Annotated in this window: 26 protein-coding genes and 1 tRNA gene; 19 read left to right on the top strand and 8 right to left on the bottom strand. The window is 46.2% G+C overall.

The annotated features are described in order from the left end of the window. The first annotated feature begins 202 nt into the window (after positions 1-202). Positions 203-1,432, top strand: coding sequence for a DEAD/DEAH box helicase (locus IT393_04725; GenBank protein MCC7201954.1), 1,230 nt, complete (start codon positions 203-205; stop codon positions 1,430-1,432). 281 nt (positions 1,433-1,713) lie between these two features. Further along, complete coding sequence (locus IT393_04730; GenBank protein ID MCC7201955.1) at positions 1,714-2,040, top strand: carboxymuconolactone decarboxylase family protein; 327 nt, start codon at positions 1,714-1,716, stop codon at positions 2,038-2,040. A 100-nt stretch (positions 2,041-2,140) separates the two neighbouring features. Here IT393_04730 and IT393_04735 read toward each other — a convergent pair whose 3' ends face one another. After that, the gene (locus tag IT393_04735; GenBank protein ID MCC7201956.1) at positions 2,141-2,638 is read right to left on the bottom strand and encodes a hypothetical protein; all 498 of its coding nucleotides are present in this window, start codon (positions 2,636-2,638) and stop codon (positions 2,141-2,143) included. A gap of 164 nt (positions 2,639-2,802) precedes the next feature. Between IT393_04735 and trpE the strand changes: the two genes are divergently transcribed. From trpE to IT393_04785, 10 genes are all read left to right on the top strand, one after another. Next, entirely contained in the window at positions 2,803-4,284 is a 1,482-nt protein-coding gene (gene trpE, locus IT393_04740) for an anthranilate synthase component I (GenBank protein MCC7201957.1), read from the top strand. Next, a complete protein-coding gene (gene pabA / locus IT393_04745) occupies positions 4,284-4,847 on the top strand; it encodes an aminodeoxychorismate/anthranilate synthase component II (GenBank protein MCC7201958.1) in 564 nt (187 codons plus the stop codon). Before trpE ends, pabA begins: the two co-directional genes overlap by 1 nt. A gap of 12 nt (positions 4,848-4,859) precedes the next feature. Continuing rightward, entirely contained in the window at positions 4,860-5,873 is a 1,014-nt protein-coding gene (trpD, locus tag IT393_04750; GenBank protein MCC7201959.1) for an anthranilate phosphoribosyltransferase, read from the top strand. 84 nt (positions 5,874-5,957) lie between these two features. Beyond that, positions 5,958-6,752 carry an indole-3-glycerol phosphate synthase TrpC gene (gene trpC / locus IT393_04755; GenBank protein MCC7201960.1) on the top strand — a complete coding sequence of 265 codons (795 nt, stop codon included), beginning with the start codon at positions 5,958-5,960 and terminating at the stop codon, positions 6,750-6,752. Between the two features lie 6 nt (positions 6,753-6,758). Further along, positions 6,759-7,379, top strand: coding sequence for a phosphoribosylanthranilate isomerase (locus IT393_04760; GenBank protein MCC7201961.1), 621 nt, complete (start codon positions 6,759-6,761; stop codon positions 7,377-7,379). Further along, positions 7,369-8,553, top strand: a complete 1,185-nt coding sequence (trpB, locus tag IT393_04765; protein ID MCC7201962.1) for a tryptophan synthase subunit beta — start codon at positions 7,369-7,371, stop codon at positions 8,551-8,553. The genes IT393_04760 and trpB overlap by 11 nt, the downstream gene beginning before the upstream one ends. 6 nt (positions 8,554-8,559) lie before the next feature. After that, positions 8,560-9,354, top strand: coding sequence for a tryptophan synthase subunit alpha (locus tag IT393_04770; GenBank protein MCC7201963.1), 795 nt, complete (start codon positions 8,560-8,562; stop codon positions 9,352-9,354). Between the two features lie 2 nt (positions 9,355-9,356). Continuing rightward, complete coding sequence (locus IT393_04775; protein MCC7201964.1) at positions 9,357-10,181, top strand: acetyl-CoA carboxylase carboxyltransferase subunit beta; 825 nt, start codon at positions 9,357-9,359, stop codon at positions 10,179-10,181. A 9-nt stretch (positions 10,182-10,190) separates the two neighbouring features. Continuing rightward, on the top strand, positions 10,191-11,486 hold the full coding sequence (locus IT393_04780) for a bifunctional folylpolyglutamate synthase/dihydrofolate synthase (protein ID MCC7201965.1): 1,296 nt from the start codon (positions 10,191-10,193) through the stop codon (positions 11,484-11,486). Positions 11,487-11,490: 4 nt separating this feature from the next. Then, entirely contained in the window at positions 11,491-13,470 is a 1,980-nt protein-coding gene (locus IT393_04785; GenBank protein ID MCC7201966.1) for an LPS-assembly protein LptD, read from the top strand. On the opposite strand, the gene folB is transcribed toward IT393_04785, so the two are convergent. The 4 genes from folB to IT393_04805 form a co-directional block, all read right to left on the bottom strand. Beyond that, positions 13,467-13,826 (bottom strand): dihydroneopterin aldolase, encoded by a 360-nt coding sequence (gene folB, locus IT393_04790; protein MCC7201967.1) that lies wholly within the window; start codon positions 13,824-13,826, stop codon positions 13,467-13,469. The genes IT393_04785 and folB overlap by 4 nt on opposite strands. 1 nt (position 13,827) lies before the next feature. Beyond that, positions 13,828-14,232, bottom strand: coding sequence for a cbb3-type cytochrome c oxidase subunit I (locus IT393_04795; GenBank protein ID MCC7201968.1), 405 nt, complete (start codon positions 14,230-14,232; stop codon positions 13,828-13,830). 79 nt (positions 14,233-14,311) lie between these two features. Then, positions 14,312-14,671, bottom strand: coding sequence for a cytochrome c (locus IT393_04800; protein MCC7201969.1), 360 nt, complete (start codon positions 14,669-14,671; stop codon positions 14,312-14,314). Between the two features lie 230 nt (positions 14,672-14,901). Further along, on the bottom strand, positions 14,902-15,345 hold the full coding sequence (locus IT393_04805; protein MCC7201970.1) for a 50S ribosomal protein L9: 444 nt from the start codon (positions 15,343-15,345) through the stop codon (positions 14,902-14,904). 155 nt (positions 15,346-15,500) lie between these two features. Here IT393_04805 and IT393_04810 point away from each other — a divergent pair. From IT393_04810 to IT393_04830, 5 genes are all read left to right on the top strand, one after another. Further along, positions 15,501-15,587 (top strand) — tRNA-Leu (locus IT393_04810). Position 15,588: 1 nt separating this feature from the next. After that, the gene (gene mprF / locus IT393_04815; protein ID MCC7201971.1) at positions 15,589-18,144 is read left to right on the top strand and encodes a bifunctional lysylphosphatidylglycerol flippase/synthetase MprF; all 2,556 of its coding nucleotides are present in this window, start codon (positions 15,589-15,591) and stop codon (positions 18,142-18,144) included. Further along, positions 18,141-19,532 carry a virulence factor family protein gene (locus tag IT393_04820; protein MCC7201972.1) on the top strand — a complete coding sequence of 464 codons (1,392 nt, stop codon included), beginning with the start codon at positions 18,141-18,143 and terminating at the stop codon, positions 19,530-19,532. The genes mprF and IT393_04820 overlap by 4 nt, the downstream gene beginning before the upstream one ends. Before the next feature lie 455 nt (positions 19,533-19,987). Continuing rightward, positions 19,988-20,296, top strand: a complete 309-nt coding sequence (locus IT393_04825; GenBank protein MCC7201973.1) for a transcriptional regulator — start codon at positions 19,988-19,990, stop codon at positions 20,294-20,296. Further along, a complete protein-coding gene (locus IT393_04830) occupies positions 20,293-20,562 on the top strand; it encodes a helix-turn-helix domain-containing protein (GenBank protein MCC7201974.1) in 270 nt (89 codons plus the stop codon). The genes IT393_04825 and IT393_04830 overlap by 4 nt, the downstream gene beginning before the upstream one ends. 203 nt (positions 20,563-20,765) lie before the next feature. Here IT393_04830 and IT393_04835 read toward each other — a convergent pair whose 3' ends face one another. The 3 genes from IT393_04835 to IT393_04845 all read right to left on the bottom strand — a co-directional run bounded on the left by IT393_04835 (position 20,766) and on the right by IT393_04845 (position 22,572). Continuing rightward, positions 20,766-21,290: a transposase gene (locus IT393_04835; protein MCC7201975.1), complete on the bottom strand. Its 525-nt coding sequence runs from the start codon at positions 21,288-21,290 to the stop codon at positions 20,766-20,768. A gap of 30 nt (positions 21,291-21,320) precedes the next feature. After that, positions 21,321-21,674, bottom strand: a complete 354-nt coding sequence (locus IT393_04840; protein ID MCC7201976.1) for a hypothetical protein — start codon at positions 21,672-21,674, stop codon at positions 21,321-21,323. 103 nt (positions 21,675-21,777) lie between these two features. Then, positions 21,778-22,572 carry a transposase family protein gene (locus IT393_04845; protein MCC7201977.1) on the bottom strand — a complete coding sequence of 265 codons (795 nt, stop codon included), beginning with the start codon at positions 22,570-22,572 and terminating at the stop codon, positions 21,778-21,780. Here IT393_04845 and IT393_04850 point away from each other — a divergent pair. Beyond that, complete coding sequence (locus IT393_04850; protein MCC7201978.1) at positions 22,558-22,716, top strand: HK97 family phage prohead protease; 159 nt, start codon at positions 22,558-22,560, stop codon at positions 22,714-22,716. The two genes, IT393_04845 and IT393_04850, sit on opposite strands and share 15 nt — an antisense overlap. 65 nt (positions 22,717-22,781) lie before the next feature. After that, a partial coding sequence (locus IT393_04855; GenBank protein ID MCC7201979.1) for a hypothetical protein occupies positions 22,782-22,933 on the top strand: 152 nt, incomplete at its 3' end.

Consider the following 22,933-nt stretch of genomic DNA (forward strand, 5'->3'; position numbering starts at 1 on the left):
GGCTGGAAACTTCTTCAGCAGTTAATCAGTGTGACTGATTCCGGATTACCCTTCTGACAGATTCTTCAGGCAATATGGAAAGAATGATATGGTTTCAGGATTTATGTATTTAGCTGGGGAGACGTATGTCCCGGACCAGGGTATCTTTCCGTTTTAACAATATGGGACTTTAGTCCCGGAATTTAATCAGGAGAAAAAGAATATGTCGTTTGAAAAAATGGGGCTCAGCCCCGAAATCCTCAAGGCTTTAAAGAGTAAGAATTATGTGGACCCTACACCCATTCAGTCTAAGGCCATCCCTGTCATTATGCAGGGAAAGGACCTGATCGGTTGTGCACAGACCGGTACCGGAAAGACCGCAGGATTCACCCTTCCAGTACTTAACAGGCTTCAGAAGGGGAAGTCGCCATCGCTTAGGGCGCTGGTACTTGTTCCGACCCGTGAACTTGCCATGCAGGTGCATGATAGTGTGAAAACTTACGGTAGTAACCTCCGTCTGCGTACGGCCCTTGTCTATGGAGGTGTCGGCATATATCCACAGAAAGAGGCGTTGAGACGAGGGGTGGACATACTTATCGCAACACCAGGCAGGTTGATGGACCACATGCGCCAGAGGACCGTTTCGTTTAAGAATCTGGAAGTACTTGTGATTGATGAGGCAGACCGTATGCTTGACATGGGATTCATTGCCGATATACGGACCATTATTAAGAGTATCCCCCAGCAGCGCCAGACACTTCTGTTCTCCGCCACTATGCCAGCTGAGATACAGAGGCTTGCTAACGAGATTTTAAAGCAACCTGAGGTTGTTGAAGTAGCACGTCAGGGTACTCCTGCATCAGGTGTCAGACAGGTTGTCTATCCTGTGGATGTAACACGCAAATCCGATTTGTTGGTTCATCTGATTGAAAAAGAGCAGATGTCGAGGGTGCTTGTCTTCACGAGGACTAAAAATCGTGCGGAAAAGCTGGCAACACATCTTAACCGCAAAGGGAGTATGGCAGAGGCTATCCATGGTGACAAGAGCCAGCGGGAACGTACTCAGGCACTTCAGGCCTTCAAAAATGGAGACGTACAGGTGCTGGTTGCAACGAATGTGGCTGCCCGCGGACTTGATGTCAAAGAAATTTCTCACGTGGTGAACTATGAAATGCCTGACGCCCCTGAGGATTATGTCCACAGGATTGGGCGGACTGCACGTGCAGAGAAAACAGGCGATGCAATTTCACTGGTTTCTTCATGTGAGCGTGAAAGCCTTCGCAACATTGAAAAGTATATTGGAACAAAGATTCGTCAGGTCGTGATGGATGGTTTTGCAAACAGTGATTTAGGACAGAAGCTGGCTGCCAGGGCTGAGCCTTCTTTTAAGACAAGGGCCAGGCGACCAGGTCGTTCAAGACGTCCATCATATAGCGGTTATACCAAAGGTTAACTTTTCAAATCCCCCCAGCCCCCCTTTTCTAAAGGGGGGAACTAATTTCCCTTTTAAAAGGAGAGCTAATTTTCCCCTTGAAAGGAGAACTAATTTCCCCCCTTGAAAGGAGAGCTAATTTTCCCCTTTGAAAGGGGAACTAATTTCCCCCCTTGAAAGGGGAACTAATTTCCCCCTTTGAAAAAGGGGGATTGAGGGGGATTTTCCACGTTGCGGCTTTCCTTGCTATTCTCCCTGAGAAGTGGTAGTTATTTATCTGTAACCACTTTCATGAAAAGGAGATGGCCATGTCTAAATTACCTTCTCAGTATGTCAGTATAAAAAAGAGGTTCAGAGACTATTTCGATGCTGTTGATAATCTCGGCAAGTCCACAAAGGGAATGGGGCCGCTCGATGAGAGGACTTCTCAGCTTGTACAGCTTGCAGCCGCTGCAGCCTTAAGATCAGAAGGAGCTGTTCATTCACATACAAAAAGGGCGCTTGAGGCAGGGGCAAGCCGGGAGGAGGTATACCATGCGCTGATACTCCTGACGAGCACACTGGGATTCCCTACTGTATCTGCAGCACTTAGCTGGGCCGATGATGTATTGCCTAAACGAAAGAAATAGCAAATAGAATGGGGGCAGGTTTTCAATTATGACACCAGACCTCAGTAGCGATCGGGCCATATGACTGCTTTCGCTGCCACTCCAAATAGATGCGTTTGTATTAGCGCCTGCCTTTGTCGTGCTTATTGTGTCCCTTGCCTGGATGTCCTTTGTACTTGTTGTTTTTGTAGTGCTCATCCGCAACGAAATGTCTTCCCTTGTACTCAGTGCCGTGATTTCTGTAGGCCGCAAACTCCCGGTCACGGTATGTATGCAATTGATTTATCGTAAATCTCCGCAGCCCCGGTGGCAGAGATTTGTGTTTAATGTGAACCCATGGATCTCCGTATCCATGTGACCAGTACCAGTGATCATTATTGTAATAGTAGTAGCGTCCGCTTATAAAGAAGATAGAATAAGGGATGCCTACTGCCACGTAGACCCCTGGCCTGGACAGGAAAATCATCATTGGTGGTTCCTCAACCACTACCGCCTGTGGTACAGGTACACCGATGTTGACATTGACATTAACCTCGCCCCTTGCCTGAGTTCCTGTAATGACTGCAAACAGTATTAATATGGTTAAGCAAGCTGTTAATAACTTAACTGCATACTTCATCAATATCCTCCTATGGTTTGGCGCTGGATTACTGCTTTTTCGGAAATGCCACTTATATTTATTAGCAGATAAAGTGACTTTCTGTCAAGGTGCACCTGTTATTACAAAACTCTTTGAATTCCTTGACTATCAAGGCCTTTATATGATAATTTTGTAAGTCTATCATGTATCATCCAACCTTTGAAGAATTCTGCAAAAAGGCGGAGCAGGGGAACCTTATCCCTGTTTATAAAGAGATCCTAGCCGACCTTGAAACACCTGTCTCTGCGTTTCTCAAGATAGATAAGGGTGATTACTCATTCCTGCTTGAAAGCGTCGAGGGAAAAGAGAAATGGGCCAGGTATACTTTTCTTGGAAGTAAACCAAGGGTGATTATAAGGGCGGATCAGAGGGGAGTAACAAGGGTAAGGGATGGTGTCGTGACAACAAAGTCCTATGAAAATCCCCTTGATGCAGTCAAGGAGGAGATGTCCCTTTATAAACCTGTCCTTGATGAAAACCTTCCGAGATTTTTTGGCGGCGCTGTGGGTTATATGACCTATGACATGATCAGGCATTTTGAAGAAGTAGAAATAGAAAAACGGGGTGAGTTTACCCACATCCCTGACCTTTTTTTTGTTATTACTGATACCCTTCTGATCTTTGACAATCATCTTCATACTATAAAAGCAGTTCACAATGCCCATATCAAGGATAACGATCTGAAGGCTGCATATGAGAAGGCCATAGAAAAAATAGACGAAGTTGTGGAAGAGCTGTGGGGTCCTCTAAAGCATAGCCACTATTCAAGAGGTGGTGACCATGTCAATCTCCAATGGTCATCTAATGTGACTAAAGATGAATTCATGGAGAAGGTTGACAGGGCTAAAGAGTATATAGCTGCCGGAGATATATTCCAGGTTCAGATATCCCAGCGGTTCAGCCTTGATACCACTTCGAATCCCCTTGATATCTACAGGGCACTCAGGAGGATTAATCCATCTCCCTATATGTTTTATCTCAGGTATGGAGACCTGCATGTTGTAGGCAGCTCACCTGAGGTTTTGGTCAGGCTGGAAGGAAGCCGTGTTGAGACAAGGCCGATAGCCGGTACGAGGAGGAGGGGCAGGAGTCCTGAGGATGATATGCGCATGGAGAAGGAACTCATATCTGATCCCAAGGAGCGGGCTGAACATATTATGCTGGTGGACCTTGGACGGAACGACATTGGCAGGGTTTGCAGGAAAGGGAGTGTATCGGTTAATGAATTGATGGTCATTGAGAGATATTCACATGTTATGCACCTCGTATCCAACGTCATTGGCGAGATTGACCCTCAGTATGATGGTTTTGATCTCCTTGAGGCCTGTTTCCCTGCAGGAACAGTCACAGGCGCTCCAAAGATACGTTCAATGGAGATAATAGAGGAACTGGAATCATCCAACAGGGGGCTCTATGCAGGTTCTGTGGGGTACTTCAGTTTTCAGGGTAATATGGATGCATGCATAACCATCAGGACTGTTGTGATAAAAGGAAATAAGGCATACCTCCAGGCCGCAGCAGGTATTGTGGCAGATTCAGAACCTGAGAAAGAGTATCTTGAGACAACCAATAAGATGAAGGGAATGGTCAAAGCGATTGAGATGGCGGAGAGAGGATTGGAGTAATGCTGCTCATAATAGATAACTATGATTCATTTACATATAATCTGGTACAGTATCTTGGCGAGCTGGGACAGGAGATGGAGGTGTACCGTAACGACAAGATCGGTATTGAGGAGATAGAATATCTGTCTCCTGAAAGGATAGTGATCTCTCCCGGCCCATGTACGCCTAAGGAGGCTGGAATATCTGTGGAATTGATCAAAGCATTTGCCGGCAAGATACCCATCCTCGGCGTCTGTCTTGGTCACCAGTCAATTGCAGAGGCATTCGGCGGAGAAGTGATCAGAAACTACAGGCTGATGCACGGCAAGACGTCAATGATACGTCACGACGGCAGGACGATATTTGCCGGACTCCCCAATCCATTTGAGGCAACGAGGTATCATTCACTGGTAGTAAAAAAAGAGACACTTCCTTCCTGTCTTGAGATAAGCGCTGAGACTGATGAAGGTGAGATTATGGGTATAAGGCACAGGGAGTATAAGGTCGAAGGAGTACAGTTTCATCCTGAGTCTATATTGACCACAGCAGGAAAGGACCTGCTGTGGAATTTTGTTAATTTATAGGTTTACGGGGTTATGATTAAAGAAGCCATTGCCAAACTTGCAGACAGGTTAAACCTGACAGAGGCTGAGTCTGAGGCTGTTATGGAGGAGATCATGACAGGCCAGGCGACTCCTGCACAGGTTGCATCATATCTCACTGCCCTCAGGATGAAAGGGGAGACGGTTGAGGAGATCACAGGCGCCGCAATAGTGATGCGTAATAAGGCAGCGAGAATAAGGGTAAATGACCCTGATGCTATAGATACATGCGGCACCGGCGGCGACCGCCTTCATACGTTTAATATTTCCACGACAGCTGCCTTTATAGTTGCAGGTGCAGGGGTAACTGTGGCAAAGCACGGCAACCGCTCTGTATCAAGCATGTGCGGCAGTGCAGATGTGCTGAGGGCCCTTGGTGTGAACATAGATATAAAACCTGAGAAGGTTGAGAGGTGTATCAATGAGGCAGGAATAGGTTTTTTGTTTGCGCCCCTGTATCATCCTGCGATGAAGCATGCAGTTGTGCCAAGGCAGGAGATAGGGATCAGGACTATGTTTAATATACTTGGTCCGCTGACTAATCCGGCGGGCGCTGCGCGTCAGGTGGTTGGTGTGTATTCGCCGCACCTCACGGAGATCCTTGCACGCGTGTTGTTGAATATTGGGGCAAAGCACTGCCTTGTGGTTCATGGAAGTGACGGTCTTGATGAAATTACAATAACAGGTGAGACGGCCGTTAGCGAGGGGAGGGGCGGAGAGGTCAGGACCTATACAATCAGGCCTTCTGATTTCGGGATGCGTGCAGCGTCTATAGAAGACATAAGAGGCGGCAGTCCAGAGGAAAACGCCCGCATCGTTTTGCAGATACTGGAGGGCGAGAAAGGGCCAAAACGGGATGTAGTCCTGTTGAATGCGGCAGCAGGTATCCTTGTGTCAGGCAGGGCGGCTGATTTCAGCCACGCCATTATAGAGGCTGAAAAGTCTATAGTTGCAGGGGCTGCCCTTGCTAAACTTGAATCGTTGAAAAGGATGACTAACCAGGGGTAGGACAGGCATAACCACGGAAAGGATGCAGGAGGGGGATGGCGGTCAACCCTGCGGTAGATGTGCATATAGTAAGGGTTTTTTAGAATGATAATGGAAGGTTTACTGGCAAAAATTGTTGAGCGAAAGAGAGAAGACCTCGCCCGGGTTAAGGCTGGGCTGTCTCTTAGGGAGTTGAAATCCCGTCTTAGGGATAGAGAGCCGCCGCGTGATTTTGTCAAGGCTATTTCAGGCAGAGAGAAGCGACGCGTAAATCTGATTGCTGAGATTAAGAAGAAGTCACCTGTAAAGGGGATGCTGGTAGATGATTTGGTGGTTGATAAACTTGCACGGCAGTATGAAGAGGCCGGGGCTTCTGCAATTTCAGTGATTACAGAAGAACACTATTTCTGCGGCAATCCGGCCTATCTCGGAGAGGCAAAAAAGGCGGCAAAGATACCTGTGCTGAGAAAGGATTTTCTGCTTGATGAGTATCATATTTATGAGGCGAGATATATAGGGGCGGATGCCATCCTGCTTATTGCAGCGATATTGGATACTGCCCAGCTGTCTGACTTTATCGCGATCTCATCAGAACTTGGCATGGCAGCGCTTGCTGAAGTTCACGATGAGACAGAGCTTGAAAAGGCGCTCAGGGCCGGGGCAGAGATAATCGGAATAAATAACAGGGACCTGACAACTTTTAATGTTGACATTAAAACTACAATGAGAATCATTAAAGAAGTGCCGGCTGAGAAGGTGATAGTAAGTGAGAGTGGAATAAATTGCAGTAATGATATAAGGATGCTGGGAGATGCAGGTGTTCACGCAGTCCTTGTCGGAGAGTCTATTGTCACATCCGGCGATGTTGTGAAGAAGATAAAGGAACTCATAGGGGAATAAGACCGAATGGTTAAGGTGAAAATATGCGGTATAACCAACATAGAAGACGCACTGGCAGCGGCTGAGGCAGGCGCTGATGCACTGGGTTTTGTATTCTATCCTGAAAGCCCCAGATTTATTGACCCGGGCAAGGCTCGTGCTATAATAGCCAGGCTGCCGGTATTTATTACATCTGTAGGGGTCTTTGTAGATGAGACCGAGGACCTTATAAGGCGTATCATCCGTGAAGGGGGCATTCAGGTATTGCAGTTTCATGGGGCTGAATCCCCGGTTTTATGTAACCGTTTCAGGGAGAAGGCGATCAAGGCTATCAGGATTAAGGATGAGCAAAGCATCAGGGATATGAAGATGTATGATGTTGACACCTTTCTTCTTGATACTATGGCAGATGGGGCTAAAGGGGGGACAGGAAAGACCTTCAACTGGAAATATGCTGAAATGGCCAAAGAACATGGCAGGATTATCCTGTCAGGCGGGCTCAACCCGGCCAATGTGGGAGAGGCAGTCAGGCAGATCAGGCCTTACGGTGTTGATGTCTCGAGCGGCGTTGAGATAAGCCCCGGGAAGAAAGACCATATAAAAATAATGGAGTTTATAAGAGAGGCGAAAAAACAACATGCTCCCTGATGATAGCGGTCACTTTGGAATATATGGCGGCAAGTTTGTGCCTGAGACACTCATGCCGGCCTTACAGGAACTGGAGGATGTTTATTTAAAGGCAAAGGACGACCCTGCCTTTAAAAATGAACTCGACTACTATCTCAGCAAGTTTGTCGGCCGGCCGACATCACTCTTTTTGGCAGACAGACTGACCAGGCATTTAAAGGGGGCCAGGATATACCTCAAGCGTGAGGACCTATGCCATACAGGCGCTCATAAGATAAACAATACGATTGGACAGGCCTTGTTGACAAGGCGTATGGGAAAACGGCGAATCATTGCCGAGACCGGGGCAGGTCAGCATGGTGTTGCAACGGCTACAGTTGCTGCCATGTTCGGGCTTGAATGCGAGATATACATGGGGACGGAAGACATGGCACGGCAGTCTCTCAATGTATTCAGGATGAGGCTTCTTGGGGCAAAGGTGAGACCGGTTGACAGCGGCAGCAGGACTCTCAAAGATGCGATAAGTGAGGCCATGAGGGATTGGACAACCAATGTGCGAACGACCCATTATATACTCGGGTCGGTGCTTGGCGCCCATCCATTCCCGATGATGATCAGGGATTTTCAGTCTGTAATAGGGAAAGAGGCCCGGGAGCAGATTATCGCGGCTGAAGGTAGGCTGCCTGATCATCTTGTGGCATGCGTGGGAGGCGGGAGTAATGCGATAGGACTTTTTTATTCGTTTATTGATGATTCATCTGTAAAGATGACGGGAGTTGAGGCAGGCGGGCTTGGCATCAGGACAGGAAAACATGCAGCTAGATTTGCTACAGGTTCTGTTGGAGCGTTTCAAGGCACTATGACTTATCTCCTTCAGGATAAGAATGGCCAGATCAGGGTTACTCATTCAGTGTCAGCAGGCCTTGATTATTCGGCGGTCGGGCCTGAGCACAGTTATTACAAGGATGCAGGCAGGATTAATTATACATACGTCACAGACAGGGAGGCACTTGCGGCATTCTCCCTCCTGAGTGAGATAGAGGGCATTATGCCGGCGCTGGAAAGCGCGCATGCAATAGCATATGTAACAAAGCTTGCGCCGGCATTGCCGGCGGACAATGTCATTATTGTAAATCTCTCCGGCCGCGGTGATAAAGATGTTCAGCAGGTGGCGGAGATATTGGGCAGCAGGTAACGTAAAATGGGCAGAATCGAAGAGACATTTCAAAGACTGAAGTCTGACAATGACAAGGCGCTTATTACGTATATCATGGCCGGAGATCCGGACCTTGATACTACAGGATTCCTGATTGAGACCATTGTGAAGGCCGGCTCTGATATTATAGAACTTGGCGTTCCCTTCTCAGATCCGGTTGCAGATGGTCCCACTATACAGGCCGCATCTGCCCGTGCGCTTAAATCCGGGACCACACTGAAAGGCGTCCTTTCACTCGTTAAAAAGGTCAGGAAAAAGGTTGATGTCCCGATTATCATCATGACGTATTACAATATAATATTTCAGTACGGGTTAAAGAAATTTACTGTTGATGCTGTAAGATCAGGAGTTGACGGCGCCATTATACCTGATCTCCCTCCTGAAGAGTCTTCAGAGTTTGTGGGTCATGCAAGGGAAGCCGGTCTTGCGACCGTTTTTTTGCTTGCACCAACGAGCACTGAAGAGCGGATAAAGAAGGTTACAGGCTCTGCCTCAGGTTTTGTGTATTATGTATCCATGACAGGTATTACCGGGGGAAGGCTTGCCAACATGCAGGAGATAAAGGAGAAGATCCCGCAGATTCAGATGCATACTGATCTTCCTGTTGCTGTGGGTTTTGGAATCTCAGGCCCGGAAGCGGCAAGGAAGATCTCCCGCTGGGCAGACGGCGTTATCGTTGGCAGCGCCGTTGTAAGGATTGTCGGGGATAACCGGGGCAGGAAACAGCTGCTGTCAAAAGTAGGCAAATTTGTAGGTTCATTGAAAGGCGCGCTGGTTTAAATATGGCATGGTTTAAGAAAGAAGACAAGAAGGTAAAGATTCCTGAAGGGCTCTGGATAAAGTGCAACTACTGCCGGGAGATTATCTACAGGAAAGAAGTAGAGAAAAGCTCCATGGTATGTCCCAAGTGCAAGTATCACTTCTATATATCAATAGAGGACAGACTGGCCATTATGATAGATGACGGCACGTTCAGGGAGCTTGACAGCTCAATACACTCCCTCGATCCCCTGGAGTTCAAAGATTCTGCCAAATATAAGGACAGGATCAGGAACTATCAGAAGTCTACCGGATATGCCGACGCCTTTGTATATGGCGAGGGTAAAATAAGTAATTCCCCTGTCATTGTCGGGATATTCAATTTCAAGTTTATGGGCGGCAGCATGGGGTCTGTTGTCGGAGAAAAGATACTGCGTGCAGCAGAGACCGCCCTGAATATGAAGCTGCCGCTCATTATAGTCTCTGCATCCGGCGGTGCGAGGATGCAGGAGGGGATCCTTTCCCTGATGCAGATGGCAAAGACCAGCGCCGCTGTATCGCGTTTATCTGAGATGGGAATTCCGTACATATCCATACTGACGGATCCTACATTCGGCGGCGTTACAGCAAGCTTTGCTATGCTTGGAGATATAATAATTGCCGAGCCAAAGGCCCTGATAGGTTTTGCCGGTCCGAGGGTAGTTGAACAGACTATCAAACAGCAGCTCCCTGATGGATTCCAGCGGGCAGAGTTCCTGCTCGAGCATGGCATGATAGACATGATCGTAGAGAGGAAAAAGCTCAAAGAGACTCTATCCAAGGTTATAACCTTTTTCAGCCCTTCTTAAAAGCGAGAGATGAACGAGCTATCTTATTTATATTCTCTCCAGCAATTTGGAATAAAATTAGGACTCTCAAACATCAAAGAGTTATGCGCTGTTTCCGGCAACCCGCAGGATAAGGTCAGGACTGTACACATCGGCGGGACCAATGGAAAAGGGTCAACTGCCGCGATTATTTCCAATATCCTGCAGAAGGCAGGATACAGAACAGGTCTTTACACATCACCTCACCTCATAGATTTTACTGAACGGATCAGGATCAATAATGTCCCCATTTCTGAAGAAAGGGCATCCTCACTGATAAGGCATATAAGGGATAGAATTATTAATGGGGGCATAGCCCCAACCTTCTTTGAGTTTTCGACTGCCCTTTCGCTGCTGTATTTTGCAGAGGAATCTGTTGACATTGCTGTGATGGAAGTCGGCATGGGGGGGCGGCTGGATGCAACGAATATAATTAATCCGCTCGTATCAGTAATTACCAATATTGAATATGACCATACCGAGTATCTGGGCAGGTCACTGGAAGAGATAGCAGTGGAAAAATGCGGGATTATAAAAATGGGAGTTCCGCTCGTTTCCTCAGAGAGGAGGCCTGATATATTTTCTGTATTGGAAAGGGCGGCTGAGGAAAAAGGAAGTCCTGCGTATTGGTACGGCAGGGACTTTGTCTGCGAGCCTGTGGAAATCGGCAGGTACAGAAGCAGATTCATCTATAGCGGCCGAAAGCATCAGCGCCTGCAGCTTGAGACCGGGCTTCTCGGAAGTCATCAGTTGCTTAACATGGGGACTGCCCTTTATGCAACGGAGCTCTTGTCTGAGAAAGGATTGGATATGGCTGAGCAGGATCTTGTCAGCGGGGTGCTCGATGTGGCCTGGCCTGGAAGGCTTGAGACATGGGGGGACAACCGCCAGTTTCTGCTCGACGGCGCCCACAATCATGCTGCATCAGTTGTCCTGCGTGAGTTTATTGAGGACGTTCTGAAAAGAGACGGGGATAAAACCGGGATAGTCCTGATTTTCGGGGTGTTGCGCGACAAGGATGCCGGGTCTATGCTGAGAGAACTGATTCCCTCTGTGAAAGAAATAATACTGACCAGACCGGACACTGAGAGGGGACAGCCGCCGGAGGACCTGCAGAAGATAGTTGAAATGTCCGGCAGAAACTCACATGCTGCCAGGACGCTGGCTGATGCAATTTCCATTGCCCATGATATCGCATCTCCTTCTGATGTAATACTCATTGCCGGATCATTATATCTGGTAGGTGAGGCAAGGGCCATACTCTCCAGCGGACTGGTGAGTGGATGAGCAGATGAAAAAGCGGAACTCCTCCCTCTTCATGCTTGTCTGTTTCTTGTTTACAGCCGCATCATCTTCTTTTGCAGAAGCTCCCGTAACAAAGATCACTGCTGACATGCTTTCATATACCGGCGGCATATATTCTGCCAAAGGTAATGTGATAATCAATTATTCGGATAAGATACTCAGGTCTTCAGAAGTTGTCCTTGATAATAACAGCGGTGAGTTGAGGGCTTCAGGCGGGGTGGAGTTCCAGGATGGGGATAACCGGCTGTCATCAGAGAATCTCCTCGTAAATATGAAGACTTCATATGTAAGAATTGACAAAGGAAAAATGTTTATTAAAGAGGACAACTATCACATCGAGGGTGAAAAGATAGAACGGTTATCTGAAGACCGCTACCATATCAGGAGGGCGGTATTTACTACCTGTGATGGAGAGCCTCCGTGCTGGAGTTTTAAAGGCAGGAACATCAAAATTCACCTGAACCATTTTTTTACTGCGCAGCACGTTTCAATGGCTGTTAAGAAAGTCCCTGTATTCTATATCCCGTATATCGCCCTTCCTATAGTGCAGGAGAGACAGACAGGCTTGTTGATACCGAAGATAGGCTATAATACGGGCGATGGATTGAAGATAAATAATGCTTTTTTCTGGGCCATATCAGAGAGCATGGACGCCACGATTTATGCAGATTATCTCGGCGTGAAGGGGTGGGGCGAAGGGCTTGAGTACCGTTATGTTTACAGCAAAGATACGGGAGGCCAGTTTAATGGTTACTACCTGAATGATAATGAGCTCAACAAAGAGAGATGGTATATTAAATATGAGCACAGGCATCAAATTGCAAAGGACCTGTCTGCAAAATTGCGGATAAATCATCTGAATGATGAGGCATTGTACAAGGATATAAGTGAAGATGTCGGAGAAAGGGTCCAGAGGACCCAGGATTCAGACCTTTATGTAAGCAGGAGATGGGATCATCTAACATCGCACTTATGGGCACAGTATACGCAGAACCTGACCGGTGGCAGCTCCGGGATATTTCAAAGACTTCCGGAGGTCAGCGTAAATGTGATGGATACAAGGGCAGGCAGGCTTCCGGTTTACTATAATCTATCGGCTTCAGCCTCAAGGTGGGAGGAAGAGGATTCAGGGCTAACAAGATTGTTTGTTGCGCCGGCCCTGTCTGCGAGATTCTCCAGTAATGGTTTTGTCTTTATTCCGAAAGCGCGTCTTGAGCAGGCATCCTATTATGTTGATGGGAATAATGAGCCGGTCAGTTCTAATCTGTATGAACTTGGCGCATCATTGTCTGCCAAATTTTACCGGTCATTTAAAACCGGACATGGTGATTATTTGCACTTTGTGGAGCCTGTTCTGTCTTATGAATATGCTGATGGCGATAAGCCTGACGCAGGTCGTCCGAATCTTGATTTGATAGAAGAGAGCGGCAGGAGAAATGTTGTATCCGTCTCAGTAATAAACCGGCTGATTTCCATGAAGGATGACAGGAGGTTTGAACCTCTCTACTTAAAATTGACACAACGTTATTATGTCAATCCGGATGTGTCAGGAAGTCTGAACAATAAATTTTCGGATACGAGGATTGAGGCTGTATTGCGGTTGAGTGATAAAATATCCGCAGAAACAGATACCGTGTATAGTCACGATGACAGTGAAATTACTTCATTCAATTCAGATCTGAAGGTGGCAGGCGGAAGAAGCTATATAAATTTGGGGCAGAGATATTCAAGGGAAACCTCCATTAAATTTTATACAGCAGAGGCCGGCATAGTCAGTGATAACATAACCAATTCATTAAAGGTCTGGTATGATGACGCTGATCATGTGCTGAGAGAGACGAATTATACCCTGAGATATATGGAGCAGTGCTGGGGTATATCATTTTCATACAATTACAGACCTGAAGAGAAGCAATTCAGCGTATTGCTTAATCTGAAGGGTGTGGGTTCAGCAGGCAGGATTTAATTTCGGCTTCTCCTGATTTCCACTTCAAATGAGCCTCTTATATTATCCACGGGGACAGAACACTTTCGCAGGCGTATAAGGATTTCTGAGACATCATATTTGGCCATTATTTCCCCGGCCATCTTCTCTGCCAGAGTTTCCAGCAGGTTTAATTTACTCCCGCTTCCGATAGAAACTATCAGACGGGATACACTGACATAATCAATTGAATCCTGAAGCATGTCAGAGGTTGAAGCCAAAGTGAAGTCAACGGACAGCTCGATGTCGGCAGAAAGTCTCTGCCCGGCTGTTCTCTCCTCTTCAGTTATTCCACAATGGCCGATGAACTCTATGTCCCTGACTATGAGCTTGTCCAACCTAATCTCGTCCAAAGATTGTTTTAAGGATATTGAAGACAAATAAATAGGCGCCTATTGCGTAACAGAGGGCTGCTATGGAGAAAATAAGACGTATGGAAGGCGACCAGGTATAGCGGGTCAGCGGCCATGAGATCATAAGCCCGATGAGGCCGGCATTGGCAAGGATTACATGCAGGTTCGCCAGCTTCTCACTATAGAGCGCCCTCCCGCTGAAGCGGGGAAGCACATGATATGCCACCGCAAAGACCATCATTGAGAGCCAGCCCAGCAGATTGATATGTGCATGCATCGCCATAAAGCCTCCTATTGCACCAGGATGGAGCGTGAATATTACGCCTATGGTGACGCCGAGTACAAGATATATCAGACTTGCTATCAGGAATATGTGAGTAGCCCTGCCCACTAAATTTACCCCCCCAAAAATATAAAGGCCCTGAGATTGCGCTCAGGGCCTTTATTATATTAAATATTAAGCAAGCCGCCTATTTCTTGAGGAGGGACTTGATGTGTGCGATTACATCATCAATGTCGCTTGCCTTAAGAGTCTTTGCAAAGCCAACCATTGCCGTCCCTGGCCTTCCTTCTGAGATGCTCTTGTGAAGCCTTGCGTCATCAATACCCTTCATCTCTGTTGCGCTCGTGAAATCCCTTGGCTTTGGATTCATGGTAGCTGAGGCCGGACCATGGCCGTCACCCTTATCGCCGTGGCATACTACACAGTTAGCAGAAAAGACCTTCTTGCCATTAGCCGGGTCTGCTGCAAAACTCCCGGTAGCCATCATTGTGAGACCGAATGCTGCAACGGCAACTGATGCGACTGCAATTTTTGCTAATCTTGACATTTTCCAAATCCTCCTGAAAGTCCTGGTTAAAGTTAATTACTGAACCAATCTACGGCGAAATTCTAATCGTCCGCCTTATCTTTGAAAGTTTCCAAGTGGCTCCTGCCGTCTCCCACCTCCCCCCATGATAAGACATCCATTGATCCGCGTGTTTATGTATATCCCGAATGATTTGTTTGACAAATAAAAATATACAGATACACCATCTTAAAGTCAAGGATTTTTTTCCTTCAAGACTTGACGATCCAGACCTTGAGGTCTGCAGATACTTCCTGGTGTAATTTTACCGGCACATGGAAGAGCCCGAGCTCCTTTATTGGTTTTTCAAGGTGTATCTGGCGTTTATCTATGGTTATTCCTTCCTTTTCAACTGCTTCTGCAATATCTGCGGCAGTAACGGACCCAAACATTTTTTCCCCGTCTCCCACCTGTCTTGATATTGTGACGGACAACTCGCCGATCTTCTTTGACAGTTCTTCCACCTCGTGCAGGTCTTTCTTCATCTTTTCATCAAAGGCCTTTTTATCACGTTCTACGGACTTGATATTGTGGGTAGTGGCCTCGGCCGCCTTTTTGTGCGGCAGAAGGAAATTTCTACCATAACCAACTGAAACTTCAACTATTTCCCCAAGCTTGCCCAGGCCTTTGACATCCTCTTTCAAAATGACTTTCATCTTGTATCCTCCAATCTGTCTCTGGAATTTTCACTGATCTTCAACCAGAATGTTATAGCGAAGATAACAGGCCAATGTCAATAAAAAAGATTTGACACTGGTGCTATCCTTTTGTAATATAAAGGGTCAGGTCTTGCTTATTGTCATCCTAAAAGGCCGAAGTGGTGGAATTGGTAGACACGCTAGGTTCAGGGTCTAGTGTCCGCAAGGGCATGGGGGTTCGACTCCCCCCTTCGGCACCATATGGAAAAAAAGCTATTATACAGATTAAGTCCTCTTATCGGAATTGTCCTTTTCGCAATTGCCCTTTTCGTCATTCGACAGGAATTGAGTGAATACCACTATCACGATATAGTAAGACATCTGCATGAACTTCAGGCTAATCACGTATTCCTTGCTTTCATCCTTACTATTGCCAGCTATCTTGTACTTACAGGATATGATGCCCTTTCCCTTCGCTATATTAATTATCCCCTCTCATATTTTAAAATTGCCCTTGCATCGTTTACAGGGTATGCCTTCAGTCATAACGTCGGCTTCGCAATGCTAAGCGGAGGCTCTGTTCGTTTTCGTCTTTATTCTATCTGGGGGCTTTCAGCAGTTGATGTTACTAAAGTAGTTATTTTCAACGGGCTGACCTTCTGGACAGGCTTTTTAACTGTTGGCAGCATAGTCTTCCTTCTTGAACCATTAACAATTCCACCGTCGCTTCACTTCCCCTTTTCTTCCGCCCATGTCCTGGGTTTAACTTTTCTTGTCATTGTAGCAGGATATGTCTTGCTAAGTATTTTTGCAAAAAGGCCTTTCAGATTTAAGGAATTGGAGTTTTCTGTACCTTCATTAAAATTTTCTTTCGCTCAGATTGTAATCTCAGCAATAGACTGGTCATTGGCAGGAAGTGTTCTGTTTTTCCTGCTTCCGTCTGAGACAGCTCTTTCTTATCCCGAAGTTATGGGTATCTTCCTGCTTGCCCAGATTGCTGGCCTTGCAAGTCAGGTTCCGGGCGGGCTCGGTGTCTTTGAGACAGTAGTCCTGATTTTTCTGTCAGAAAGAATGACTCCTTCCGCGGTCCTCGGGTCGCTTATTGCCTACAGGGGAATTTATTATCTCCTTCCTCTCGCAGTTGCAACAGTGCTTCTTGGAGCGCACGAGCTTATGCTGAGGAAGAAAGCGGTTATCCAGGTGGTTTCCATTTTTGAAGATTGGGTTCCAAGACTCCTTCCTAATGTATTTGCTTTTACAATTTTTCTTGGTGGAGCAATTCTTCTTTTTTCGGGATCAACTCCCTCTGTTGCGTGGCGTTATGAATTGCTGCAGGATTTTCTGCCAGTACCTGTCATGGAAATATCCCATTTCCTCGGAAGCGTCGCAGGCATGTGCCTGCTTATTATTGCGTGGGGACTGCAGCGCAGGCTTGATGGGGCATACCTCATCACCCTTGTCCTTCTCCTTGCAGGAGCTGTCTTTTCACTGCTTAAAGGTTTTGATTATGAAGAGGCAATCATACTTTCAGTCATGTTCATTGCGCTTCTTCCCTGCCGCAAAAACTTTTACCGGAAAGCTTCCCTTACCAGCCAGAGATTTTCACCTGGCTGGCTTGGGGCAATATTGCTTATATTGCTATGTTCGGTTTGGCTCGGTTTTTTTTCACATAAGCATATAGAATACTCAAATGAGCAGTGGTGGCGTCTGACTCTTTCAGGAGATGTGCCGAGGTTTCTGCGTGCCACTATCGGGTCAATTGGGATTGCCTTGTTTTTTGCAATGGCAAGACTTTTAAGTCCGGCTCCGCCGGAACCCAAACTCCCTGGAGCGCAGGAATTGGAAAAGGTCAGAGATATAATTAGGAAATCAAAAAAAACTTATGCTAATCTTGCTTTACTTGGAGACAAGTCACTCCTCTTTAATGAAAGAGGAAATGCGTTCATTATGTATACTACCGAAGGACGCAGTTGGGTAGCACTTGGGGACCCCGTTGGTCCTGAAGAGGAGCTGAACGAACTTATATGGCGTTTCAGGGAAACCTGTGACCGTCATGATGGATGGACTGCCTTCTATGAAGTTGAGACTAAAAAACTGCCGCTTTATCTTGATCTGGGCCTTACCCTGATTAAACTTGGCGAGGAAGGCCGTGTAAGACTGGAGACTTTTTCCCTTGAAGGAGGCAGCCGTAAATCGCTTCGTCATATTAAGAATAAACTTGCCAATGAAGGCTTCACGTTTGAAATAATAGAGTCCGGCAACGTTCCTTTATTCCTTCAGGATTTCAAAAAAATATCTGATGCATGGCTGACGGAGAAAAATACCAGGGAAAAGGGATTTTCACTTGGTTTTTTTGATGAGGAATATCTGAAAGAATTTCCTGCTGCAGTGATACGCAGGGATAACAGCATTATGGCTTTTGCAAATCTTTGGTTAGGAGGAGAAAAGGAAGAGATATCAATTGACCTTATGCGGCATTTGCCTGATGCCCCTAACGGATTAATGGATTTCCTTTTCACTGAAATTATGCTCTTTGGGAAAAAGGAAGGGTATCGTTGGTTTAATCTTGGTATGGCACCTTTGTCAGGACTTGAAGAGCATTCTCTTGCCCCTCTCTGGAGTAAATTCGGTTCGTTACTTTTCCGCCATGGAGAGCATTTTTATAATTTTCAGGGCTTACGGGAATACAAAGAGAAGTTTTGCCCTGAATGGGAGCCTAAATATTTGGCCTCGCCCGGAGGACTGGCATTACCACGGATACTTGCCAACATTGCAACCCTTATTTCAGGAGGAATCAAAGGGGTGGTTGCAAAATGATCAGATTAATTATTATTACTGTTGTCTCTGTTACTTTAATGTGCAGTCCTGCTTTTGCCGCAGAGGAAATTTATCATTTCGGGCGTTTCGGCAATGTCACACTGTATAGAACCTCTCCTCACCCGTCAAATGTAGTCCTGTTTGTTTCAGGGGACGGAGGATGGAACAAGGGCGTTATTGATATGGCAAAGACCCTTTCAGGGTCAGACATCATGGTTATTGGAATAGATGTAGTCCATTATATGAAAGAACTGGGAAATTCTGATGAGACCTGTTCTTATATTGCGGCAGATTTTGAAATGCTCAGCAAGTTTATTCAGAAAAAACTCGATTTTCCTGATTACATCCATCCAATTCTTGCAGGTTATTCTTCCGGCGCAACACTTGTCTATGCTGCCGCCGTTCAGGCCCCGCCTGACACTTTTATCGGGGCCATAAGCCTGGGTTTCTGTCCCGACCTGCCTTTAGAAAAACCACTTTGCCGTGGCAGCGGACTCGACTGGGAAAAAGGGCCAAAAGGGAAGGGATTTAGTTTTCTCCCGGCTTCAAACCTGCAGACTCCATGGATTGCCTTACAGGGGACAATTGACCAGGTTTGTAATCCCGCGCAAACAGAGGCTTTTGTAAGACAGGTTAAAAATGGTCAAATCGTCATGCTTGCAAAAGTTGGTCATGGTTTTTCAGTGCAGCGAAACTGGCTGCCGCAGTTTGAGGAGGCATTTTACAAGACAATACAAACACACAGGGCAGGTCTTGCTCCGGTAACAGATGAGTTAAAAGACCTCCCAATAGTTGAAGTAAATTCAGATAGTAAGGGTTCAGACACGCTGGCTGTCATAATTTCCGGTGACGGAGGATGGGCCGGATTAGACAGGGAAATCGGTTATGCAATTGCTGCTCATAAAATCCCTGTTGCAGGGCTGAATTCTCTACAGTATTACTGGGCAAAGAGGACTCCTGAAGGCTCTGCCAAAGACCTTGAACGGATTCTCCGTCATTACCTGACGTACTGGAACAAAGAAAAAGTAATCCTGATCGGCTACTCCTTTGGTGCAGAAGTCCTTCCATTTATGGTAAACCGGCTGCCTGAAGATATCCTTCAAAAAATACAATATGTCGCGCTTCTTGGTCCCGGGAGAACCGCTGAATTCGAATTTCATATCTCAGGCTGGCTTGGTCTTCCTTCGACGACAGCCCTGCCGTTACTCCCGGAAATGGAAAAACTGACAACTGCCAGGATCCTTTGCTTGTATGGAGAGGAAGAAAAAGATTCTCTATGTACAGTTCTAAATCCAGGAATGGCAAAAATAATACCCTTAAAAGGGGGCCATCATTTTGGGGGTAATTACAAAACAATTACTGAAATCATTTTAAGAGAAGCGAACTGAACTCCTGAGGATACGCCGGCAGGCACTTCAAAAGAAAAGGGATTGCAGTAGACCCCGCACTGTGCAACATAGGAGTTCCTCCAACACCAGCCATAACAGTCTTAAACAGGTGCATCCCGTCATGGCCTAATTTAACGCCACCTTTTGTGCCGGCAGGGCAGCCGGTGATTTAAGTATTTCTTCCTGTAGCAGACAGGGCACTCACCCAGCAGGTCTGCAAGGATTTTATGCATCATATAGAAGCACCGCACACAGAACGCCTGCGTGCCGGTGATCTCAGGGTGAAGAATCAGTGTGCCTGATGCCTTTTCTTTTTTTATTTTCCCCCACTCCCCGCCTCCTTTGTGTTTAATTAATAATGCAGAGAAACAATTGGTTAAATTCTGTTAAGTATTTTTTTGGGGGGGATGACTAATTGCTTGACAAGCTATACTGCAATGCCGTATAATTCAAGCATGGAATTTATTGAAACGCCTATATTCACAAGATTAATATCCGGTTACCTGAGTGACATTGAATACTCTGCATTACAAATAGAGCTTGCTCTGAATCCGGAATCTGGCGACATTATTCAGGGGAGTGGAGGCCTCCGGAAACTGCGCTGGAGCGGAAAGGGAAAGGGTAAACGTGGCGGATTGCGCATAATCTATTATTGGCAGAAACAAAACCATGAGATATGGCTACTGACTATATATGCCAAGAATGAGGCCGAAGATATATCGTTGGAGATTTTAAAGAAAATAAGAAAGGAGATCGGGAAATGAAAAAAAGAGATATAGGGCAGGAAATCCTTGACGGGATCAAGGACATTAAGAAAGGCCGGGGAAATAAATTTATGGTTGAGGTTCCCTCAGATGTAAAAAAAATCCGTGACAACCTGAATCTTAGCCAGTCGGCGTTTGCCGCAATTATGGGGATAAGCATCAGGACATTGCAGGACTGGGAACAGGGACGTAGAAAACCATCGGGGCCTGCGATGGCACTATTGAGGATAGCAAGTATACATCCTGAAGCATTCCGGGCGGCTTAATTAAAATTGAGGTCTGATGTAAATAGTGGATACGAAATACCTCATGCGGCTATAAGCTGCCTGTCATAATACTGTTGTTCATAGGCAGCAGGTGACAGATAGCCTAACTTTGTCCAGTTTTTTATAAATGAGACAAAATAAGAAAATTTAGTGAGTCAATTTTTATGGTTTAACCAGTATTGTTTTCTGTTTTCTCTGGCCTTTCATTTAAGTTCTGTCTGTTCTCTCAATTGCTGAGTTTTGTTATTCAGGTTATGAACATATTCCGGAGTATAGTTGTAAAGAGACTGATGCGGCCGTTCTTTGTTATAGAAGCCTATGTAGCGGCCAATCTCCTCACGCGCCGATATCTCATCCGGGTAATTTCCAACCAGATATATCTCCTCCTGCTTGATACTGCCATAAAACCTCTCTGTAATGGCATTGTCTGTCGGGCGTCTAACCCTTGCAAATGACAACTCTGAACCAATAATCTTAAAAAACTCCTGTGTAACCCACGATGTATTCGGAGAACCACGATCCACCCTGAGCTCAGGCTTTACTTCAGCATCAAGCGGTATCCCCTGACCGTCTAATCCCCGCCGGTAGATTTCATTAATGTGTGATGCATTTACGGTAGGAATAATGTCAAAGGTAATGATCAAGCGGGAGAAGAAATCTATCAGCGTCAGCAGGTACCACCGTAAATGCCCGATACTAAGCTTGGTCCAGTCACATCCCCACATCATATTTCTCTGCCATATCTCGTACTGAGGGCATTACCACGGAGCAGATCTTCTGGCATAAGGTTCTACCTTACCCACATTTTTCAGGTATGAGTATATGGCAGATGCTGAAATATAAAATCCTCGTCCTTGCAGTGCCCCCTGAATGCGCCTGTGGCGATACTCCGGATTACCTTCTTTCACCTCATCTATAAGCCTTTGCTCTTCCGGTGTCAATGGAAATACTCTCACTAAAGGCACGGCAGCCTTATTGCAATCATCCCTTTCCCTCCACCGGTAGTAAGCAGGACGTTTAATGCCAAGTGTTGCTAAAACTTTTCCTATCCGCCGCCCCTTCTCTCTTTCTTCCTCAACCAACTGCATTATCAATTCCTTTTGCGTACCCATCAATCGCCCCCCATCCCTTAATCCAAATTCATCTCTTTTTTTAACTCACAGATGATAAGTGCTTGATTAAGTACCGCTGTTCTGCTCGACATTTTCGGAACAACTATTTCGAGTTTAAAGTTAGTCCTACCATGTTATTAAGTTGATAAATATTAGCCGGGACATCGTATCCCAGCGCCTCATGGGGCCTATAGGTATTATATTTTATTCTATAGACCTCTAAGTCCATCTCTGCATCAATAGGATCTGTGTATTCCCTCCGGTATATCCTCTCGTATTTCTGACTCTCATTGAACCGCTCAAGCATCCCTATCGTCTGGGGATGATGACCCCGTGCCAGTATATGCTTAAATAGGGACCCCTGGATATATTTCCTGAAAGTCTTTGACTTCATAGCAGGACCCTGATCACTGACCAGGAGAACCTTCTCTGGAAAGCATTCCCCTCCAATCACGCTCACCGATTCTCTTTTTGCCATCTCAATGGCCTCTATCAGATCCTCTGCCGTATGACTCTGCCTGATCAGGCAAGCAAGTACATACCGGGAGAAGTAATCCATAACATTGGTGGAGTAGTACGTGCCATAGTCACGGATCTCAAACTCTGTAAAGTCCACCTGCCAGAGCTGATTGATTCCCTCAGGCTTATGAAGGTATTGCTTTCTTGCCTGTATCTGGGTCTTTAATTCCTGTGTGTAGTTAGACGGCAGGAGAAGCCCCATCTCCTTCATCGCCTCATATGTCCCGTACTTCGTTATCTCTACATCATGCCTGAATCTCATCAGTGCCCATATCTTCTTGTGACCGTATTCAGGGTTTTTTAACGATAGCTCCTCGATCAACTGCTTCTTGTGTGATTCGATCCCCTTAGGAGACTGATCCCTGTGCTGGGGCAGCATAGCTCCTGGGAGCCTATAGGTGTAGGCATTGAGATGAAAGAGGATGCAACGGGCCTTCTTGTAAAAGCAGCGCTCAACCTTGACACCATCAGAGGCAGAGAGGCGTACAGCCTTCTAAAGCAGGGTGCGCTCAAATTACAATAACACGGCGTATGACGGTAATTTCAATTTCTTTGCTATGATACCGTAGCCTATATGGGGGAGAAATAATGTCACAATACAAAACAGGCACAATAAGCGTTACAAACGGCTCAAACACCGTGAATTTTTCAGGCGCATCATCCGGAGCAGAAAGCGTAGCGGTTGGTGACACATTTAAGGTAGACCGGAACGGTGAGGCGATATATCAAATATCCTCACG

The sequence above is a fragment of the Nitrospirota bacterium genome (genome assembly GCA_020851375.1).
In the GTDB taxonomy this organism is placed as follows: Bacteria; Nitrospirota; 9FT-COMBO-42-15; order HDB-SIOI813; family HDB-SIOI813; genus RBG-16-43-11.

Excerpts from the sequence above, each read along its gene's own strand:
- IT393_04725 (MCC7201954.1), top strand. The coding sequence starts at position 203 with ATGTCGTTTGAAAAAATGGGGCTCAGCCCCGAAATCCTCAAGGCTTTA.
- IT393_04730 (MCC7201955.1), top strand. The coding sequence starts at position 1,714 with ATGGCCATGTCTAAATTACCTTCTCAGTATGTCAGTATAAAAAAGAGG.
- IT393_04735 (MCC7201956.1), bottom strand. The coding sequence starts at position 2,638 with ATGAAGTATGCAGTTAAGTTATTAACAGCTTGCTTAACCATATTAATA.
- trpE (MCC7201957.1), top strand. The coding sequence starts at position 2,803 with ATGTATCATCCAACCTTTGAAGAATTCTGCAAAAAGGCGGAGCAGGGG.
- pabA (MCC7201958.1), top strand. The coding sequence starts at position 4,284 with ATGCTGCTCATAATAGATAACTATGATTCATTTACATATAATCTGGTA.
- trpD (MCC7201959.1), top strand. The coding sequence starts at position 4,860 with ATGATTAAAGAAGCCATTGCCAAACTTGCAGACAGGTTAAACCTGACA.
- trpC (MCC7201960.1), top strand. The coding sequence starts at position 5,958 with ATGATAATGGAAGGTTTACTGGCAAAAATTGTTGAGCGAAAGAGAGAA.
- IT393_04760 (MCC7201961.1), top strand. The coding sequence starts at position 6,759 with ATGGTTAAGGTGAAAATATGCGGTATAACCAACATAGAAGACGCACTG.
- trpB (MCC7201962.1), top strand. The coding sequence starts at position 7,369 with ATGCTCCCTGATGATAGCGGTCACTTTGGAATATATGGCGGCAAGTTT.
- IT393_04770 (MCC7201963.1), top strand. The coding sequence starts at position 8,560 with ATGGGCAGAATCGAAGAGACATTTCAAAGACTGAAGTCTGACAATGAC.
- IT393_04775 (MCC7201964.1), top strand. The coding sequence starts at position 9,357 with ATGGCATGGTTTAAGAAAGAAGACAAGAAGGTAAAGATTCCTGAAGGG.
- IT393_04780 (MCC7201965.1), top strand. The coding sequence starts at position 10,191 with ATGAACGAGCTATCTTATTTATATTCTCTCCAGCAATTTGGAATAAAA.
- IT393_04785 (MCC7201966.1), top strand. The coding sequence starts at position 11,491 with ATGAAAAAGCGGAACTCCTCCCTCTTCATGCTTGTCTGTTTCTTGTTT.
- IT393_04800 (MCC7201969.1), bottom strand. The coding sequence starts at position 14,671 with ATGTCAAGATTAGCAAAAATTGCAGTCGCATCAGTTGCCGTTGCAGCA.
- IT393_04805 (MCC7201970.1), bottom strand. The coding sequence starts at position 15,345 with ATGAAAGTCATTTTGAAAGAGGATGTCAAAGGCCTGGGCAAGCTTGGG.
- mprF (MCC7201971.1), top strand. The coding sequence starts at position 15,589 with ATGGAAAAAAAGCTATTATACAGATTAAGTCCTCTTATCGGAATTGTC.
- IT393_04820 (MCC7201972.1), top strand. The coding sequence starts at position 18,141 with ATGATCAGATTAATTATTATTACTGTTGTCTCTGTTACTTTAATGTGC.
- IT393_04825 (MCC7201973.1), top strand. The coding sequence starts at position 19,988 with ATGGAATTTATTGAAACGCCTATATTCACAAGATTAATATCCGGTTAC.
- IT393_04830 (MCC7201974.1), top strand. The coding sequence starts at position 20,293 with ATGAAAAAAAGAGATATAGGGCAGGAAATCCTTGACGGGATCAAGGAC.
- IT393_04835 (MCC7201975.1), bottom strand. The coding sequence starts at position 21,290 with ATGATGTGGGGATGTGACTGGACCAAGCTTAGTATCGGGCATTTACGG.
- IT393_04840 (MCC7201976.1), bottom strand. The coding sequence starts at position 21,674 with ATGGGTACGCAAAAGGAATTGATAATGCAGTTGGTTGAGGAAGAAAGA.
- IT393_04845 (MCC7201977.1), bottom strand. The coding sequence starts at position 22,572 with ATGCTGCCCCAGCACAGGGATCAGTCTCCTAAGGGGATCGAATCACAC.